The 17,708-nt window shown below is 42.6% G+C and carries 23 protein-coding genes and 1 pseudogene; 15 read left to right on the forward strand and 9 right to left on the reverse strand.

Annotated elements, in window-relative coordinates; all coding sequences use genetic code 11:
• The first annotated feature begins 182 nt into the window (after positions 1-182).
• The 3 genes from E7L17_RS03995 to E7L17_RS04005 all read left to right on the forward strand — a co-directional run bounded on the left by E7L17_RS03995 (position 183) and on the right by E7L17_RS04005 (position 1,832).
• Entirely contained in the window at positions 183-914 is a 732-nt protein-coding gene (locus tag E7L17_RS03995; protein WP_316321972.1) for a sugar phosphate isomerase/epimerase, read from the forward strand.
• Between the two features lie 86 nt (positions 915-1,000).
• The gene (gene nrdR, locus E7L17_RS04000; RefSeq protein ID WP_085833125.1) at positions 1,001-1,456 is read left to right on the forward strand and encodes a transcriptional regulator NrdR; all 456 of its coding nucleotides are present in this window, start codon (positions 1,001-1,003) and stop codon (positions 1,454-1,456) included.
• A gap of 214 nt (positions 1,457-1,670) precedes the next feature.
• Complete coding sequence (locus tag E7L17_RS04005) at positions 1,671-1,832, forward strand: hypothetical protein (protein ID WP_316321973.1); 162 nt, start codon at positions 1,671-1,673, stop codon at positions 1,830-1,832.
• 169 nt (positions 1,833-2,001) lie between these two features.
• On the opposite strand, the gene E7L17_RS04010 is transcribed toward E7L17_RS04005, so the two are convergent.
• Both E7L17_RS04010 and E7L17_RS04015 read right to left on the reverse strand, forming a co-directional pair.
• The gene (locus E7L17_RS04010) at positions 2,002-2,700 is read right to left on the reverse strand and encodes a hypothetical protein (RefSeq protein WP_316321974.1); all 699 of its coding nucleotides are present in this window, start codon (positions 2,698-2,700) and stop codon (positions 2,002-2,004) included.
• A 36-nt stretch (positions 2,701-2,736) separates the two neighbouring features.
• Positions 2,737-4,233 carry a recombinase family protein gene (locus tag E7L17_RS04015; protein WP_316321975.1) on the reverse strand — a complete coding sequence of 499 codons (1,497 nt, stop codon included), beginning with the start codon at positions 4,231-4,233 and terminating at the stop codon, positions 2,737-2,739.
• 138 nt (positions 4,234-4,371) lie between these two features.
• On the opposite strand from E7L17_RS04015, the gene E7L17_RS04020 reads away from it, so the two are divergent.
• Both E7L17_RS04020 and E7L17_RS04025 read left to right on the forward strand, forming a co-directional pair.
• Positions 4,372-4,578 (forward strand): hypothetical protein, encoded by a 207-nt coding sequence (locus tag E7L17_RS04020; protein WP_316321976.1) that lies wholly within the window; start codon positions 4,372-4,374, stop codon positions 4,576-4,578.
• A gap of 286 nt (positions 4,579-4,864) precedes the next feature.
• Positions 4,865-5,173, forward strand: coding sequence for an AbrB/MazE/SpoVT family DNA-binding domain-containing protein (locus E7L17_RS04025; RefSeq protein WP_316321977.1), 309 nt, complete (start codon positions 4,865-4,867; stop codon positions 5,171-5,173).
• A 40-nt stretch (positions 5,174-5,213) separates the two neighbouring features.
• Here the strand turns inward: E7L17_RS04025 and E7L17_RS04030 are convergent, their stop codons facing one another.
• Both E7L17_RS04030 and E7L17_RS04035 read right to left on the reverse strand, forming a co-directional pair.
• Positions 5,214-5,399 carry a hypothetical protein gene (locus E7L17_RS04030; RefSeq protein ID WP_316321978.1) on the reverse strand — a complete coding sequence of 62 codons (186 nt, stop codon included), beginning with the start codon at positions 5,397-5,399 and terminating at the stop codon, positions 5,214-5,216.
• 241 nt (positions 5,400-5,640) lie between these two features.
• Entirely contained in the window at positions 5,641-5,871 is a 231-nt protein-coding gene (locus E7L17_RS04035; RefSeq protein ID WP_316321979.1) for a hypothetical protein, read from the reverse strand.
• A gap of 232 nt (positions 5,872-6,103) precedes the next feature.
• On the opposite strand from E7L17_RS04035, the gene E7L17_RS04040 reads away from it, so the two are divergent.
• The gene (locus tag E7L17_RS04040; protein ID WP_316321980.1) at positions 6,104-6,574 is read left to right on the forward strand and encodes a cupin domain-containing protein; all 471 of its coding nucleotides are present in this window, start codon (positions 6,104-6,106) and stop codon (positions 6,572-6,574) included.
• Here E7L17_RS04040 and E7L17_RS04045 read toward each other — a convergent pair.
• The 3 genes from E7L17_RS04045 to E7L17_RS04055 all read right to left on the reverse strand — a co-directional run bounded on the left by E7L17_RS04045 (position 6,523) and on the right by E7L17_RS04055 (position 9,945).
• Positions 6,523-6,750 (reverse strand): hypothetical protein, encoded by a 228-nt coding sequence (locus E7L17_RS04045; RefSeq protein ID WP_316321981.1) that lies wholly within the window; start codon positions 6,748-6,750, stop codon positions 6,523-6,525. The genes E7L17_RS04040 and E7L17_RS04045 overlap by 52 nt on opposite strands.
• 193 nt (positions 6,751-6,943) lie before the next feature.
• Entirely contained in the window at positions 6,944-9,178 is a 2,235-nt protein-coding gene (locus E7L17_RS04050; protein WP_316321982.1) for an ATP-dependent helicase, read from the reverse strand.
• 323 nt (positions 9,179-9,501) lie between these two features.
• Positions 9,502-9,945 carry a hypothetical protein gene (locus tag E7L17_RS04055; RefSeq protein WP_316321983.1) on the reverse strand — a complete coding sequence of 148 codons (444 nt, stop codon included), beginning with the start codon at positions 9,943-9,945 and terminating at the stop codon, positions 9,502-9,504.
• A 273-nt stretch (positions 9,946-10,218) separates the two neighbouring features.
• On the opposite strand from E7L17_RS04055, the gene E7L17_RS04060 reads away from it, so the two are divergent.
• The 6 genes from E7L17_RS04060 to asnB all read left to right on the forward strand — a co-directional run bounded on the left by E7L17_RS04060 (position 10,219) and on the right by asnB (position 15,328).
• Positions 10,219-11,070, forward strand: a complete 852-nt coding sequence (locus E7L17_RS04060) for an AraC family transcriptional regulator (protein ID WP_316321984.1) — start codon at positions 10,219-10,221, stop codon at positions 11,068-11,070.
• Position 11,071: 1 nt separating this feature from the next.
• Positions 11,072-11,620: a DUF1836 domain-containing protein gene (locus E7L17_RS04065; RefSeq protein WP_316321985.1), complete on the forward strand. Its 549-nt coding sequence runs from the start codon at positions 11,072-11,074 to the stop codon at positions 11,618-11,620.
• Between the two features lie 2 nt (positions 11,621-11,622).
• Positions 11,623-11,922, forward strand: coding sequence for a hypothetical protein (locus E7L17_RS04070; RefSeq protein WP_316321986.1), 300 nt, complete (start codon positions 11,623-11,625; stop codon positions 11,920-11,922).
• 62 nt (positions 11,923-11,984) lie between these two features.
• Positions 11,985-12,383, forward strand: a complete 399-nt coding sequence (locus E7L17_RS04075; protein WP_316321987.1) for a hypothetical protein — start codon at positions 11,985-11,987, stop codon at positions 12,381-12,383.
• 123 nt (positions 12,384-12,506) lie between these two features.
• Positions 12,507-13,319, forward strand: coding sequence for an MBL fold metallo-hydrolase (locus E7L17_RS04080; RefSeq protein WP_316321988.1), 813 nt, complete (start codon positions 12,507-12,509; stop codon positions 13,317-13,319).
• Positions 13,320-13,474: 155 nt separating this feature from the next.
• Complete coding sequence (gene asnB / locus E7L17_RS04085) at positions 13,475-15,328, forward strand: asparagine synthase (glutamine-hydrolyzing) (RefSeq protein WP_316321989.1); 1,854 nt, start codon at positions 13,475-13,477, stop codon at positions 15,326-15,328.
• Between the two features lie 79 nt (positions 15,329-15,407).
• Here the strand turns inward: asnB and E7L17_RS04090 are convergent, their stop codons facing one another.
• The gene (locus tag E7L17_RS04090) at positions 15,408-15,749 is read right to left on the reverse strand and encodes a WYL domain-containing protein (RefSeq protein ID WP_410470644.1); all 342 of its coding nucleotides are present in this window, start codon (positions 15,747-15,749) and stop codon (positions 15,408-15,410) included.
• An 87-nt stretch (positions 15,750-15,836) separates the two neighbouring features.
• Positions 15,837-15,905 (reverse strand): annotated as a pseudogene (locus E7L17_RS14945) (hypothetical protein); the annotation flags it as partial.
• 192 nt (positions 15,906-16,097) lie between these two features.
• Here E7L17_RS14945 and E7L17_RS04095 point away from each other — a divergent pair.
• The 3 genes from E7L17_RS04095 (at position 16,098) to E7L17_RS04105 (ending at position 17,696) form a co-directional block, all read left to right on the forward strand.
• On the forward strand, positions 16,098-16,778 hold the full coding sequence (locus tag E7L17_RS04095; protein WP_316321990.1) for a DUF421 domain-containing protein: 681 nt from the start codon (positions 16,098-16,100) through the stop codon (positions 16,776-16,778).
• The gene (locus E7L17_RS04100; protein ID WP_316321991.1) at positions 16,775-17,155 is read left to right on the forward strand and encodes a DUF4363 family protein; all 381 of its coding nucleotides are present in this window, start codon (positions 16,775-16,777) and stop codon (positions 17,153-17,155) included. The genes E7L17_RS04095 and E7L17_RS04100 overlap by 4 nt, the downstream gene beginning before the upstream one ends.
• Positions 17,156-17,531: 376 nt before the next feature.
• Positions 17,532-17,696 (forward strand): hypothetical protein, encoded by a 165-nt coding sequence (locus E7L17_RS04105; protein WP_316321992.1) that lies wholly within the window; start codon positions 17,532-17,534, stop codon positions 17,694-17,696.
• Positions 17,697-17,708 lie beyond the last annotated feature (12 nt).

Consider the following 17,708-nt stretch of genomic DNA (forward strand, 5'->3'; position numbering starts at 1 on the left):
AACAAGTATGAGAAGATAGAGTGTTCAAAAGAGCATTGAATTCTCAGCAATGCTTATCGTAGCATTTCCTATGATTTATGATATAATGGTTTTATGTACAAGTATTCCTGTAAGGGAGGGAACTGTTTATTCGATACGGTATTTCAACGGCGTGCCTGTATCCACAGGAGACCGCTCAGTCCTTGGCCAAGCTGACTAACATGGGGTTTCAATTGTTTGAAATCTTTTTTAATACCTACAGTGAGCTTCGGCAAGATTATCTTAATAATTTAAAATCCATTTTAGATACTTCGGGTTCTTCTGTAAAATCGATTCACCCGTTTACCTCCGGATTTGAAAGCATGATGTTTTTTTCTGATTACGATAACCGTTTTACTGACTCACTTGAATTTTACCGCAGGTATTTTGAAGCAGCTAACCGCATTGGAGCTAAAATTCTAGTTCTGCATGGCCAGCGTGATTACATGCTAAGCAAGCTTAGTGAGCAAGAGTATTTTGAGCGATACGCACTGCTTTATGAAGCAGGCCGCCGCTGTGGAATTCAGGTAGCGCAAGAAAATGTAAATCGCTTTCGCAGTGAAGACCCTGGCTTTATAAGGCGTATGCGAGATTATCTGGGAGACGGCTGCTGCTTTGTGCTGGATATTAAGCAAGCGGTTCGTGCGGGAAAAGATCCATTTGAGATGTGCCATGCTATGGGAGACAGGTTGGTTCATATTCATTTAAACGACAATAATGAGAAATCAGATTGTCTGCTGCCTGGTGAAGGTAATATGGATTATGCAAGACTGATGAATCAGCTTACCGAATATGGGTACAGCGGTGATTTTATTATAGAAGTGTACCGCACCAGCATTCCTAAAATGGAGCATTTGGTAGAAAGTAGGCATTTTGTAGAACAATTCGTGAAATAAATCTTTCAAAATGTTGCAAATAACAGCACAATAATGCTATAATTTTTTTGAAGTTAATGGAATAGAACAGAGGAGGGTCATGATCTGTGAAATGCCCGTATTGCGGTTTTGAGGAAAGCAAGGTAATTGATTCCCGCCCAACGGACGAGGGCGAGAGAATTCGGCGCCGCAGGGAGTGCCTGAAATGCGCCAAACGCTTTACCACGTATGAGGTTATTGAAACGGTGCCAATTGTGGTAATTAAAAAGGACAAATCTCGCCAAACGTTTGACCGCAACAAGCTGCTCAACGGCCTTTTGCGTGCTTGCGAAAAACGCCCGGTTTCCATTGATACGCTTGAGCGAGTCGTAGATGAGATCGAAACTATGCTGCAAAATTCTTTGGATCGAGAAGTACCCTCTAGCCTGATTGGAACGTACGCGATGGAAAAGCTAAAGAACATTGATGAAGTAGCGTATGTTCGTTTTGCTTCTGTTTACAGGCAGTTTAAAGACATAAATACATTTATGGATGAACTCAATAAATTGGTAAAAAGCCGATAATTTAAAAGATAGCCGGGTGCGTAAAGCATCCGGCTATTATGTTCCCTATTATCTACTTAACAACAGATAGAGGGAACGAATTAAATTTCTAATAAAAATTATTATTTTTGAATGAAGTAAGGTCATAAGAAGATTTTTAACGTTCTTTTATTCAAAGGATTGTGTTTGATGTGTATGGGAATACTATAAAAATTAACTGGAAAGGAGAATTTTCATGGCGAAAGCAGGAATGCGTAGACCTGACCCCAAAGAGCCGCATGGAACTGAAAGCAATCATAAAACGCATATTCCCAAAAATGATGTTCCACCTGTACCGGAACTGCAAGGGAAGGCAAAACACACGAAACAAAAGGCGCACCCTATTATCAAGCCTTAATTTATTTGAATATTTGAAACAAATAAGTAAAAGCGCTTTACCGAATAAAAAACGGGAAAGCGCTTTTTGTAACATAAAATCAGGGTGATTCCACTTAACAGAGGAATTCACCCTGATATTTAGAATGTGCTCTTTCGAGTTTGGAGGGTGCATGGGTTGTTTTGGATTACTACCTTTGGCGGCAGCCTCTGTCTTCGCAGCCACAGTCTCCGGCCTTAGGCGGGAAAAACTCATCGGTCGGGAAATCAATGCGGCGGAACAGCTCGCAAGGATCATCCGATGTAGCCTCACACTCTTTTTCTGGAATACAGAAATCGTAAGCAGGAATCAGCATTTGTACATTGCGTACGATTTGTACGATGGTAAAGATACCGATGGTTACATAAACCGTGCGGCGTACAGAGTCCATTACAAATTCACTGCCAAATCTTCTGCAAATGCAATCAGGGATGCGGCAGCAAATGTCGCAGGGGGTTGCGGGGCAGTCGCACACTCTGGAAGAAAGACCAACGGGTTCTGCTACTTGCACGGTTGCCTTTGGCAATGCACGGCAAGCCCATGATTGAACTTCCAAATCATCCAGCCCACAGTCAGAGCTGAACATCTTTACGTTGCCTTCACTGCCGTACAGAATGACCTTTTTGTTAAATACAGAAATACCGTTCACCTGGACGGGGCCAGAGGTAGGCGAGCAGTAAACATCCAGAGCAACATCAAAGAAGAAAGTCATATCTACGGAATAGAATCCCTTGTTGAATGGTACCGGTTCCAAATCAAGGTAAACCGTAATTACTTCTACATTTCTTACTTTAACGTTTGCCGCTTCGTTAATCAACTGCTGTCTATCTGGCGTAAAGTATACACGCAAATCTTCTAAGCAGTCTTTGTCGCAAGAGTATGCACCTTACAGGTAAATTGGCTTTAAAAAAAGCTCAATTTGAAACTGAGCAGGCTTCGAGCCCCTTTTTTTGTAATACACCGCTCGGTCAACGAGTGATTTTAAAAGCCGGTTTCTGCTTTGAGCATCCATGGAGTCGTATAGCAACATCGCATTTTGAATACGAATGCCCATCTCAGAAGTATTAAGCTTTGGTGCAGGAAAGCGCTGTCTAAATTCCTCTTGTGAGTGGTATAGTTGTGCCAATTTTTCTTTTATTGAGGCTTCGCGCTTTAAAAACAATTCTGTGGTGTATGTACCGCGTTCCAAAAGATCGCAGGCTGCATGCAATTGTTTGTTAGTCGCCTCAATTTCTTGCTGAATGGAGCTCACCGTTTCTTCATAAGGGTGCTTTGTTTGCTGCTGCGGCATTTGCCGTAAAAGCAAGGTCTTACATTGCTCCTTTAGTTCCTTTACGATTGCCTGCTCTACAAGCTGTAATTGGCTAGATACAACACAGCCCTTTTTTGAGCAAAGAAGATAACTTTGTGAGCTGCGGTTCATCAGCTGTCTCTGCATCAAACTGCCGCAATTTTTGCAGTAAATGAGGCCAGCTAAGGGGTTTTCTACTCGGCCTGTGTAAGAAGGGGGATGGTATCTTTTTTCAAATATCTCTTGCGCTTTATGGAATAATTCTTCTTCAATAATGGGAGTGTGAATTCCCTGGGTAATCATCCATTTCTCCTTTGGATTCGCAACTGTGATTACTCTCCCATTGCTCTTTCGCATGCGCGATTTTTGGTTCCAGATAATTTTCCCAATATATACGTTGTTTTTTAGGATTTTCATCACACTGGTTCTGCCAAATCGCTCGGATCTACGAGGTTTGGCACCCATGGCATTTACCGTTTCCGCAATGATTTGGCAGCCAACGCCTTCTTCTACATACATTTGGTACATCAAACGCACTATTTTCGCTTCTTCTTCAACAATTTTTAAGGTAGGCTTTTTGTTTATAATGGTTTTCTCATACCCGTAAGGCGCATTGGCAATATACCCGCCGTCACACAGAGTTCTCTGCGTTCCTGCTTTTAGTCGGCGTTTAATCATTTTTAGTTCCTGCCGAGAGAGAAAGGTTTTAAACTCGGTATAATCTTCATCAGCATCATTGTCAAGGTCTACTGTTTTTGCTGGTGTCATTATTTTTGTTCCGCTGGTTTTAAATGCTTCTAAAATCACGCCTTGCTCTGCCATGGAGCCACGCCCGAGGCGGTCGATGTCCATACAAAGAACCGCGTCGTATTTTTCTTCCTCCACGTCTTTCAGGAGGCGCAGCATTTCTGGCCTGGCGTACAGTGCATCACCGGATACAACCTCCTTATATACGTTCTCTGGGGGTATTTTAAGCGTGTTTTTCTCTGCAAATTCCAGGAGGGTCTTGTAGTGGCGCTCCAGTGTTTGTTCTACCGGTTCATCGGCGTCATCAGCCCGAGACTTTCTTAAATAGATCGCTATGTTTTTCATCGAAGCCCTCCTTCTATAAAAGTGTTATCTGTTTGTTATGTATGAGGCACGATTTCTCTTTATTACTTATCACAATATTGAGGTAAGGCATAGGACAATCGATTAAAATCATATTTTGAGGAACGGGGGGTGAATCGCTTGAAAAAGAAAGATATGGGAAAACCAGCAGTTGCCATCCATTTTTTATCTGCAACAGCCCAAGAAGTAGCGAACAATAGAACGGCTTTTCAGGCAGCAATTGAAATGGGCTTGTCCCGTATCAATGGCTTTAAAACAGCGGTTGAACTCGATTGGGAAGGGAATGCAGAAGACTATAAAAAGTACCACAACAAAAATAGTTTATAAAATGATTCATAAACAGGAGAAAAAGAATCATTGGACAAGCTTTTTGCAGCCTTAAGAGGAAGCTTTGAGTACGGCAATAGAAAGAAATTAGGAGTACAATTCTGGTTTGGGTGCTGTGTATGGTAAAATAATCTTTTCAGCCGGCAGCCGAATTTCCTGTTTCCCTGTTGGGTATCCAGTATCGTTTGCAGGCAGCAAAAGGAGAGGGAAACTGATATAAATCAGAAGTAAAAAAAGAAATTAAAATACGGCCGCCGCAAAAAAATGTGAAATGAGGGATTGGAGAATGAAACATGTTACAGGTGTTGTTCGAAACATTGATTTGGCGGGCCGTATTGTAATACCCAAAGAGCTGCGTCGTACTCTGGGCTGGGAAGTCGGTGATCCAATCGAGATTATAGGGCAAGAGAATGGTCTGGTTATCAAGGCATATCATCCAGACCCACTCATAATAACCAATGAAGAATTGCGTAGGCGTTTGAATGAAATTAACCGTTTAACACATATTTATGAGGCGCGGCAGCTTTTTAATGTACATGAGGCGTTTTCTCGCATTCGTCAAATAACAAATCTCGATGAAAAAGAGGGGAAATGATTGCGCTGTACGAATTTAACCCAAAGAAATTTAGAAATGGCTAGTAATAGTTCTGTTTGTTTTCAAGCAAAGCTTGCTGGTTAATTACTACATTAATGGTGGCAACGACATTCGTAAAAAAACTGCATAGTACCCGAAGCGAATGAATATCCTGATCTTTTGCCATTGCCAGAGCAAAAGTAGTCGATAAATATGCGATTTCTTCGGGGGTAAATTCTCTCAGCATGTCATCACCTCTCTCCATAGTATTCTTTAGCAATGTTTTTGAATACCGTAAGAGAATTCTCAATAAAACAAATTCGGTTATTGCATAGAGAAAAAACCAATTCGGGATAAATAACCTCTCCTCTAATCGGTTTATATAAAATTGAGTATGGCGGCATGGCTGTATATAAAAAATCAGTACTAATCCAAAAGGATAAGCACTGATTTTTTCATTTGCTACTATAACTTTTATTTAATCGTTATTAGCACCTGCGAGTGCACAACAATCTTTCAATAATATCATTCAGCAAACGTAGATCTGAATTATTGAGATCGTCGAGTTGAGATAGAATGGTTTTTAGAGCTTTTGAGCTCTCGCGGTCACAATCAGAATTGCCACCACGGCTCATGCTTTCTCTATCGTCGCTATCAGAAATCCGATTGTTGCCGTTGGAAACTCTATCGTTCCAGAAATCAGCAGATGATCTTGCCATTATTTTGTTGCCTCCTTTATAAAGATATTACAGTATATGCTGTATTTTTTAACTCGTCCATGAATGACTCTTTACTAGAAACAAAAGGATAAAAAATATAAATTTTCTATCTATATTTTCAATAATGAATTGTTTAAAGCTAAAAAAGACTTGCAGCTCTAGTATCAATAATTCTTAAAACTTAAACTTTTTTTTTACATAGCATATACTGAAGAAAAGGAGGATTCGTATTATGAATAATAAAGCGAGTAGTGCGTCGAATTCTAATTCTAGCCAAGGGTGTAGAGGAATGGATATGGGCCCGCAGCCATATGTTCTAAATATTGTGGCAGCAGCAAAACAAAATTGCAATTTTAGAACAGCAATATGGACTGGCACTTACCTTCAGGCAACCTTAATGTGTATTCCGGTAGGAGGAGATATTGGGACCGAGGTGCACCCGGATACCGACCAGTTTTTACGGATTGAACAAGGCTGCGGAATTGTAAAGATGGGGAACGGTAAAGATAAAGTGGGCTTACAGCAAAATATTTCTCCCGGCTGCGCCATTTTTGTACCAGCTGGAACCTGGCATAACTTAATAAATACCGGGGATGTTCCATTAAAGCTTTATACAATCTACGCGCCGCCGCATCACCCGCATGGAACGATTCATAGAACAAAGGCTGACGCCATGGCGGCAGAGAATTCATCTAAAAAATAACTGCACATAAAACAGAACAGCCCGCTCCCCTTCTGGCAAGGGGAGCGGGCTGTTCTACCACATGAACACTCTTCTTCGCTGCACGAATCATAGATACGCATGGCGTCAATGCAAACAGCTTCTTTAAAGCATCCTGTTCCGCGCTCATCGGACGCAATATTAAAATCTTGAGCCATAAATTGTTCCTCCTAACAGGTTAAATTCCCATGTTCTCTATAACATTTTATGGCTCAGATTCAATTTTGTTACACGGTAATTATTATAAAGAAAAGCGGCATGTACAAGAATGCCGCTTCTTTCTCTTGGTGCGGTGTGCAGTGCAGCCAACCTAGCCTGTTCATAAACAGAGAAGCGTCTATTATACAGGAATTATAGTTTGGTCAATCGAGCAAAATTAGACATTAGTTTTTTCGTGCCAGCTGTTTGGAATTCAATTTCAAGAAGATTATCGTTGCCCATAGGGGTAACCGAGAGTATTTTTCCTTCACCAAAGGTTTTGTGTTCCACACGGTCACCGGTTTGGTAGCTTTGAGTGGATTTACGTGCAGGAATATCCACAGGGCCAAACTGGCGGGCAGCCTGTATAGAGATTGTGCGTGCCTCGTAAGCGGAGGTTGGCAAATCGGTTCCGGGCTCCGGCTTTTTCCAAGACCGAGAGCGGCTGCGTTCTACCAGTTCTTCCGGAATCTCGATTAAAAAGCGCGACGCTTTGTTGCGAGAGGTCGAACCAAAAATCATTCGGCTTTCCGCATTGGTTAAGTGCAGCTCTTCACGTGCGCGGGTGATTGCAACATAAGCCAATCGGCGCTCTTCCTCAATTTCAGAAGGATTATAAATAGCCTGCATTCCGGGGAAGAGGCCATCTTCCATTCCGGGGAGGAAAACTACAGGGAACTCTAAGCCCTTTGCGGAGTGCATGGTCATTAGAATTACTTGATCTTTATTGGTATCCAGTTGGTCAATATCCGTAAAGAGTGAAACTTCCTCCAAGAAACCAGAGAGGGAAGATTCCGGGTTGTCTTCCTGATATTTAATTAAGCTGGAAGAAAGTTCGTTAATGTTGTCCACTCGATCCTGCGCATCGTCTTCTTCGGCTCGCAGGGAGGCAATGTATTCAGTTTTTTCAAGAACAAGCTGATATAAGTCGTTTAAAGATATATCCGGATTATTCGAAGCCTCAATTAATTCGAGCATAAGGTGCGCAAAGGCTTGCAGCTTTGCCGCAGAACGGCGCAGTGGTTCAAAATCCTCTGCGTTGGTAATTACATCAAATAAAGTCATTCCTGCTTCGCGCGAGATTTCAACTGCCTGTGAAATCGTTTTTTCACCAATGGAACGTTTCGGTTGGTTAATGATGCGGCGCAGGCGAACTTCGTCCGCCGGGTTATTAATTACACTCAGGTAGGCTAGCATATCACGAATTTCTTTTCTATCGTAAAAACGCACGCCGCCTACAATACGGTAAGGAATACCCGATTTCACCATCATTTTTTCCAAGGAGTTCGATTGAGAGTTCATTCGGTATAGAACAGCAAAGTCGGAATATTTGCGTCCATTTGCCACACCATCCAGAATATGCGTGGCAATATAATCTGCTTCATCCTGCTCACTAAAGGATGTGTGCATATATAAGGGGCAGCCTTGTGGATTTTCCGTCCACAAAGATTTTCCTTTCCGCTGTGTGTTGTTTTCAATTACCGCATTTGCTGCATCTAATATATTTTTAGTTGAGCGGTAGTTTTGTTCTAAGCGAATGACTAAGGCTCCCGGGAAAGTTTTTTCAAAGCTTAGAATATTTTCAATGGTAGCTCCACGGAATTTATAAATACTCTGGTCATCGTCACCAACAACACATAAGTTTTTATTTCTCTTCGCTAAAAGAGATACAAACAGGTACTGTGCGTGGTTTGTGTCCTGGTACTCATCTACCATAAAGTATTGGAAGCGGTTCTGGTAATAATCCAGAACATCCGGGCAAACTTGGAACAGGTCTACCGTGTTAAAAATCAGGTCGTCAAAATCCATTGCATCCGAGGCCTTCAGGCGGCCTTGGTACATGAGATACGCTTCTGCAATTTTCTTAAGTCGAAAATCGTCTCCGGCGCGATCAGCAAACTCTTTAGCGTTTACCAAAGAATCTTTTGCGCGGCTGATTTCACCTAAAACGGATTTCACGGGAAGCTCTTTTTCATCAATTTGAAGAGCCTTTAGGCAGTCCTTCATCACTCTGCGGGAATCGTCAGAATCATAAATGGTGAAGTGTGGCGTGTAGCCCAGTCTGTCTGCGTCTCGCCGGAGCATACGCGCACAGGTGGAATGAAAGGTAGAGGCCCAGACCTCGCTGCCCTTATCACCAAGCATGGTAACTAGGCGTTCTTTGAGCTCACCTGCGGCTTTATTTGTAAAGGTAATGGCCATAATCCGGTAAGGATCGCACCCTTCGCGAATTAAATTGGCAACACGATTCACCAGTACGGTGGTTTTTCCACTTCCGGCTCCCGCCAAAATCAAAAGAGGCCCTTCTTTGTGCCGGATGGCATCCTGTTGTCTTGGATTCATCTTGGAAAAATTCTGCGATAGCAGCGTTTCATTCAGTACGGACATATTTAACGCAATCCTCCTATTTCTTCTCTGTACCGGCGGGCCGTTATGCATGGTGTTTTTAGCCTATACTTAATTTATAAAGACTAAGAATACACACGAAAACGAAAGGGTACAGAAAAAAGGGCGCCGGCCCATCAGGTCGGGCCGGTTTCGCCATGATTTTCGGCGGCCCGCGGAAAATCTCCGCCTTGGGCTGCTGTTGTTTTAGCACTCTGGCCACTTATAAAATAATTATACTCTATTTTGCAGTGCTTGGCAAATGACTGTTCCCAAAAAAAAGCACCCGGGCAAAAGACCCGGGCGCTTTGAGTAAAGAACGAAATTTAGAACGGGCGGGTGTTCTCCAGCAAACCAGCAGTTGCCCAAGTGGAACGGGTACGGGGTGCCGGAGCAGCAGTGGCTACAGCAAGCGGTGCAGCTTCTGCCAGTGTGACCGCCTGAATTGCGGAGGCTGGAATATCATACAACGTGTATGCTGCTGCAGCAATTACAGCCAGAATCTCACCGGAAATTCCTTGTGCTGCGGGAGCTGCCTGAGGTGTAGTAACAGCAGGTACTGCTGCCGGAGCGACAGTTTGCTGACTAAAAACAGGTGCCGGAGCAGGCGCTTGCTTTACGGCCTGTGCCTCACGCAGTGCTTGTTCACGTTTCTCATTCAATACATTCAGCTTTTGCAAGGTACCACGCAAAACGACCAGTACGGCCAATGCTGCAATAGCCGCAATTGCTGAAATAATGGTGAAAATCTGAAGCTGTGTAGCCTCCATCAAAAACATCCCCATTTCTTGTAAGTATTCTGTTCGGGAAGACTCCGTTTTTGAGAGCGATGCGCTCGCATGAACGGTAAATGCTAAGGGATTGTCCTCCCAAAGCGTAATGCAAAATCCCAATTAAAGTTATTATACCCGATTCTTTCCATGATTTCAATTCTTTTTCGCCAGAAAGCAAGCAAAGCTTTCGTGAAGTTTATCGTTGCATACTGTGGCGGCAAGCTTTATAATAAATGTATTATTTGTGTGATTTATTGAGGAGGGGTTTTTGTGGAAAACGATAAATTTAAGCGTTCTTTTCGCACTCCCTTTCAAAATAGTATGGGTTTAGCGGTTTACCGCTCCGGTTTGCAGCGCTGCGCGCCGGACCACTCTTGGGGGCCGGGTATCCGCGATCATTATTTAATCCATTATATACTTTCCGGGAAAGGTAGATTTGACAGCGGGAAAAAGAGATACACTCTTTCCGCTGGAGATGGTTTTCTCGTGGTGCCTGGTGTCATTTCTTCTTATCAGGCCGATCACAAAGAGCCGTGGGAATACTGTTGGGTAGGGTTTAACGGTGCCGATGCCCGTCGCCTCGTGAATGAAACCGGTCTTTCAGAAGAGCAGCCGTTGTTTCACTACGATAAAGACAGTGCTATTGAGAATATGCTGAACGATATTTATACTGCAACGGGGCCAAGCCCCAGTAATGAAGCCCAAATGACAGCAGCGCTGCTGCGCTTTCTTGCTGCAATGATGGTGCTGAACGGCGACCAGAATTGCCGAAAGGATACAGGCTATGCCTATGTACAGCGTTCAATTCAATTTATCGATTACAATTATTCTCGAGAAGATTTAAATATAACACAAATTGCTGCAAACGCAGGAGTAAGCCGTAGTCACTTATACCGTTTGTTTTTACAGCATACGGATATGACCCCGAATGAATACCTCACGAAATACCGTATCAATAAAGCGGCGGATTTATTAAAAAATGAGAACCTTTCTGTAGGAGAGGCAGCGTATTCTACCGGGTTTTCAGACCAGCTTTACTTTTCAAGGGTATTTCGCAAGCTAAAGGGAATGCCTCCGAGTAAATTTGCGGAGACCGCACAAAAAGCGGAAAAGGAGAAATAACATGGAGAATGCACGTGATAAAATACAAGAATGGGCGCAGCAGGTGCAGGAACACCAAACGGCCGGGTGGGATTCCTTACCGGAAATCTACCTTTATATGGATCAGGTCATTACGTATATGGAACGACAGCTTAATCTGTTTGGGCGTGACGAAGAAAGTGTGCTACTTACCCCCAGTATGATTAATAACTATGTAAAGGACCGTGTATTGCCAAGACCAGACAAGAAAAAGTATGGTCGCGAGCATTTGGCTATGCTTACGATAATCAGCCTGTTAAAGCAGGTGCTGTCTATTCAAGATATTTCTGCCGTACTCAATTCTGGTAGTGGCGAAGATTTCCAAAAAGAGATATATGAAAGCTTCCGTGTGGCACAGCAGGAGGAGTTGGCTAGCGTTTGCGAACGTGTGAACACGGCGGTGGAGCATGGGGAAGAAGACCTTCTTTGGCTAGCCTGCGCTTTGGCAATTGAGGCATCTGCAAGGCGAATTGTTGCAGAACGAATTTTAAGTGAGATTTCCCGCTCAAAGGCTGAATCGGAGGATAAATGATCATGAAAGAACTAAGTCGCTTAAATCGTATTTCAACTGTCCTTAACTTTATAGTAATTGTTCTTGCTCTTTTTTCTTGGCTAGCAAGCGGCTGGAATAACCCGACTGTTATGACAGTTGCTTTTACACTGATGAGTCTTTGCTTTTGGGGTTCCACGGTTGTCCTTGTTGTGGATAGTGTTCAAAGCGGAAGCTACCGTAATAAGAAAACAAGAACGTCTTGTATTGTACGCGATTTATTTGCATTGGTGGCTGCGGTTTTGATTACAATTTATACTTTTGTCACTTATTATATTGCGTAACAAAAAGCGAGCAATTTAAATAATGAATAAGATAGTGTTTAAATGTTAGGCGGTGGAAACAAGTGAGAAAAGAACGGTTTTTATTTTATTATCTGTGGTTGTTTTTGTTGATGACAGCGGGTGCGTTTGTATGGCAAATGTTCTTCCCTAACATTGCAGAAAGTATGTCAGTATGGGGTATCAGCAGGGGCTGGCAAACAGAAATTGCGTTATGGAATGTCGGATTAGACATTGGGATTGTACTTACCCTTATAAAACGTAACGTGGATTACGCAAAAATTCTTACTATTATTTCACTTTCCCTTTGTATTCTCTTGGGTGGACACCACCTGATTTATGCGCTTACACGAACGAATGCAAATATAGGCTTGCATTCGGCTGGGGCAATTGAAGTGTTACTCATTGGCGGTGGATTTGGAATATTTGCAATAATAAAGTCCGGTTGTTTTAAGAGAAATTAAAAATTAGACGTTTATCAAGTAGAAGAAGGTGGTATGGTGAAAATTCGTTGCTTGAAACACCCCAAAAATCGAGTTACCTCTGCACTTTAAACAATAATTTTGTGCAGAGGAGTAATTATACAAATGAATTTAATAAATCGACCACTTATCACTAGGGAAACCATTGAATCAATGGAGGATATGTCCTTTTTTATCCACGCTCTTATTTTTGACGATTTACTGATTGTTTCGCAAAAAGAAACCAATTGCTTTGTTTTAAAATCGACGGAAGGCCTAATTGTAATTGATGCAATATGGCCGGATCAAAGAGCTTTTAATGCAATCGTTAGTGCGATGAGAGAGGTAGGGTGGGAGCCGGAAAGCATTCAAAAGCTGGTTTTAACCCATGGGCATGTAGACCACACGGGCTGCGGTAAGTGGTTTGTTGAAAAATACGGGGTAACGACCTTCATGTCTCAAATCGATGACAGTTACTGGCGCGACCACCCAGTGAAGCCGGACAGACCGAATACATGGAAAGACTATCAGATTGATGTTTATCTAAATAATGAAGATTGCATAACATTAGGTGATAAAACGATTTACGCTTACAGTACCCCCGGGCATACACCAGGTGGGTTCAGTTTTATATTTCCGGTTAAAGAGGAGGGTGTAACCCACATGGCGGCGTTATGGGGCGGCACAACTCCTCCCAGAACAAAACCAGAAGTAAAACAGTACTTGGCTTCATTGGAGTATTTTATGAGTGTTGCAGAGTTCCATAATGTTGACGTTGCGTTAAGCAACCACACTGCGGTAGACAATGGGTTGGAACGCATTGCTTACTCGAAAAAACGCATGAGTTATATGCCGAATATTTATATTATTGGAAAGAATGGTTTTCGAAATTATTGCAAAGTGTTTCGAACCATGAGCAATCAAATTTTAGAGAAATAATGGCAAACAGAAAGGACAACCTGCTGAAATGCAGGTTGTCCTTTCGTGAATTATTGATAATGGAAATTGCCCTCTAATTGGTTAACCAGAATAATGTTCCTTCATATTATAGCAAAAGACGAAAAACAATGCAGTGAGAGAAATGAGGGAATACTATGTGTGGAATTGCGGGATTTTGCGATTATCACGATACGTTAACAGAAGAAGCCCCGCTTTGGGGTGCGCTGGCCAAACGGATGGGTAACCGGCTTCGACACCGGGGTCCGGATGACTCCGGAGTACATGTTTCAAGCCATGCAGCTTTTGCGCATGCCCGGCTTGCAGTGGTGGACATAGAGGGCGGTAAGCAACCAATGACCCGCCTGCAGGATGGCTACCGCTACACCATAACTTACAATGGTGAGCTGTATAATACGGAAGAGCTTCGGCAGGAATTGCGCTTATTGGGTTGCAAGTTCCAGTCGCACAGCGATACAGAGGTGCTGCTGTATTGCTACATTCATTTTGGGCCGTTCTGTGCAGAAAAGCTGAATGGAATTTACGCATTTGCCATTGATGATGAGCGTAGGAACTGTACCTTTTTATGCCGAGACCGTTTTGGGGTAAAGCCGCTGTTTTACACTGCGGTAAATGATCGCCTGGTGTTCGGGTCAGAAATGAAGGCACTGTTCGAGTACCCGGGGGTTAATCCGGTGCTTGACAAAACGAGCTTGTGTGAGCTGTTCGGCTTAGGGCCGGCAAGAACAGCAGGGTGCGGTGTGTTTCAGGGAATCCGAGAGTTAAAGCCAGGGTATTCCGCGGTATATAACCGTGAAGGTTTACGGGCATACCCGTATTTTGAATTGGAAAGCTATGAACATCCGGATAGCTACGAAGACACCGTTCTGCGTGTAAAAGAGCTGTTGTCAGACACAGTTAGCCGCCAGTTGGTTTCTGATGTTCCCTTGTGTACCTTTCTTTCTGGCGGGCTGGATTCTAGTATTATTACAGCATTGGCAGCCGCTCAGTATAAAAAGGAAGGCCGGATGCTCGACACGTATTCCTTTGATTATAAAAACAATGAAAAATACTTTAAACCAACCGCTTTTCAACCGGATGAGGATAGACCTTGGGTTGACCGGATGATTCAGGAATTTGGAACCAATCACCGGTTTTTGGAGTGCGATACCGAAACCTTGGCGGACCGCCTCTACGATGCCGTTATTGCTAAGGATTTGCCCGGAATGGCAGATGTAGATTCTTCTTTACTGCATTTCTGCTCGCAAGTAAAGAGCGGGCACGTGGTTGCTTTATCGGGTGAATGCTCCGATGAGATTTTTGGCGGGTACCCTTGGTTCCATAAAAAAGAAGCCTTTGAGGGCAATACGTTCCCATGGTCACCCGATTTAAGCATTCGTAAAGCGCTTCTAAAACCCGAAATTCTCAATGAACTGGGAATGGATGAATATGTGGATAATCGCTATACCGAATCTGTTGAGGCTACCCCACGCCTTGCAGGGGAAAGCGATGAAGAGCGGCGACGCAGAGAAATAAGCTACCTCAATATTCACTGGTTCATGTCTACTCTGTTAGACCGAAAGGATCGCTGCAGCATGTCCTGCGGGCTGGAGGTTCGTGTGCCGTATGCAGACCACAGGTTGGTTCAATATGTATTTAATACCCCATGGGATTATAAGAACCACGGCGGTATTACAAAGGCGCTTCTGCGCGATGCAGCAAAAGAATGGCTGCCGGAAGATATTCTCATGCGTAAGAAAAGTCCCTACCCCAAGACGCATAATCCATCCTATGAAGCGTTGGTTCGCCACCGTTTAGCAAGGATTTTGGAAGACCCGGTAGAACCAATTCATCGCTTAATTAATGAAAGTGCAGCCAAAGAACTGCTCCACGAAAAATCAGATTACGGTAAACCTTGGTTTGGTCAGCTAATGGCAGGACCCCAACTAATGGCTTATCTATTGCAAATCAACTTCTGGCTCAAGCGGTACGATATTACGTTTCAGCTTTAATTTACTAGAAACATTGGCTGTATAAAGCAATAAAGACCTCCTGCCGTATGATTGATGGCAGGAGGTTTTTGTGCATTTTTTAATAGGAAAAGTGCGTAGAATGGTATTGAGAATATATTTGTTCAGAAAGCTGGCGCACCCGGCTTTTCAGACTATCCGGCTCAATGCATACACAGTTATCTGCCAAGCTCAATAAATAGCTGCAAGCCAGTTGATCAATTGGCATTAGTACGTGTGCAATATAAAAACGGTCGCCGTCTGGAGTTAAGCAGTTTTCGCCAAATCGGTTTGAGATGGTATCTTTTATGTTTTCATGAACCCGTAGTGTCACATTTACTAAATCAACATGTGAAAAGCTTGCTTTATCTAGTCCCAGTACATGCTTATTGGGAACGTTGCTCTGAATACTCCCTAGACCCATAAGAAGAGCGATTAAATCGGTAGCAGAAAATAATCGTTTCTCAATTTTATAGCTTTTTAAAATCTCGACACCACCTCCGGGGCCAGAGGTAGATACAATAGGAATTCCCGCTTGATTAATGCACTCCAAATCACGGTAGATGGTTCTAGGTGAAACCTCAAAATGCTCAGGTTATTCGATTCATTATTTAGAGAAAACCGCCGATGCATTTCTTCATGATTTAGGCTAAAAAATACGATAAAACAAGAGATAATAACAAAAAAACAGAACGGCTTTTCCGTAATATGGGGAAGCCGTTTTGCCGTATAAAACCTGCTTTCAAGGCCAGAATAGAGTCAGGTGATAAAAATGATTGTTTCTTTAATACGAACTTTTCTGCTTTATATCGTCATTATTTTTGCAGTAAGATTAATGGGAAAACGCCAGATTAGTGAATTACAAACATCTGAGCTGGTTGTTACCCTCCTTATCTCAGACATAGCATCCATTCCGATGCAAAATACAGGCCAGCCCTTGGTCAGTGGGCTGGTTCCTATTTTTACGCTTGTAGCGATTGAAATAATCCTGTCTATATTAATGCTAAAAAGTGGAGGATTTCGCAAAATCATTTGTGGCAGTCCTATAGTAGTAATTAGTGATGGGAAAATTCAACAAAGTGAGCTTAGGCGGCTGCGTATGTCCATTGAAGATTTATTCGAAGATTTGCGCCAAAACAGTATTCTTTCACTTTCGGATGTAGCTTATGCCATTGTAGAAACAAATGGCAAATTGAGTGTGATTAAAAAGCCCGGAAAAGATTCCGTAACGCCAGACATGCTTCAGCTAATTGTTCCGGATACAGGAATTGAAACGGTAGTTGTAAGTGATGGTGTGGTTTCGGAGGTTTCCGCTCAGCTATGTAAAAAATCGGTTGCGTGGGTTGAAGGCGTAGTAAAATCGAAAAATCTGACCTTAGACCAGGTGTTTTTGATGACCGCCAATACAGCAGGTGATTTTCAAATCATTAAAAAGGAAGGGAAGACACAATGAATCGTATTTGGGCAGCGCTTGCGATTCTGGTGGTTCTTTTCAGTATTAGTATTTGGGGAGCCTATGAGGTAGACAGAATGACAGGTGAGGTTTCAGAAATGCTGGTACAAGTCCAGAATAGCATAGACAGTGGTGACAAAGAGAATTCAAAAGTAATTATTAAGGATGCGGTAGAAACTTGGCATGGGTACCACCATATAATGTCTTTTTTTATTCCGCATGAGCGATTAGAAACCGTAAGTCAATCACTATCAACAACAAAGTCTTTTTTAGAAACCGGCACACAGGATGAAGCTAGAGCAGAATGCAGCCGCGCTATGAACCAAATCCATACATTAAAAGATACGGAAATGCCATATCCCAATAACATTCTGTAAAGACCATTTAAATACAGGGGACAAATTTGGATTCGTATTATTATAAAAAAATATAATTTTTAGAAAGAGAACCGGCGTGCTGTAAATCAGCTAGCCTGTTCTCTTTCTGCTAAAAAACCCGTAAAGGATTCTATCTTAGATGATTGTCCAATTTTATGATTTGTACATATAATAGGGTACCCTATAAAAAAGGAGGGTTCAATGTGTGGGTATGGTATAATTGTAGATGGTGGTTCTGTTACAATGGTCATTGTATTCCTTGGTGCAATCGCAGCAATAGTTGCTGGTGGTTTTAGGTCATTTTAGGTAACACGATTTTGTATTGCACAGTATGAATGAACGGATTTTCCATAGACTATCTATGAGGTGATATTGTATGGATTATTCCGACTTTTCGTTCTCTCAGGCTCTATCGGAAGACCGTAAGCTGAAAGAGTTTTTTGATGCTCTCCCGGAATTGGATCAGCTTCGCCTAATGCAAGGGTGCAACTCCTATGGCGAGTTTTATGATAGGGTCGTACAGGCAGTTCCCAAATGTTAAAAAAAAGGAGTT

It is taken from the genome of Clostridium sp. (genome assembly GCF_032576335.1).
In the GTDB taxonomy this organism is placed as follows: Bacteria; Bacillota; Clostridia; order Oscillospirales; family Acutalibacteraceae; genus Faecalispora.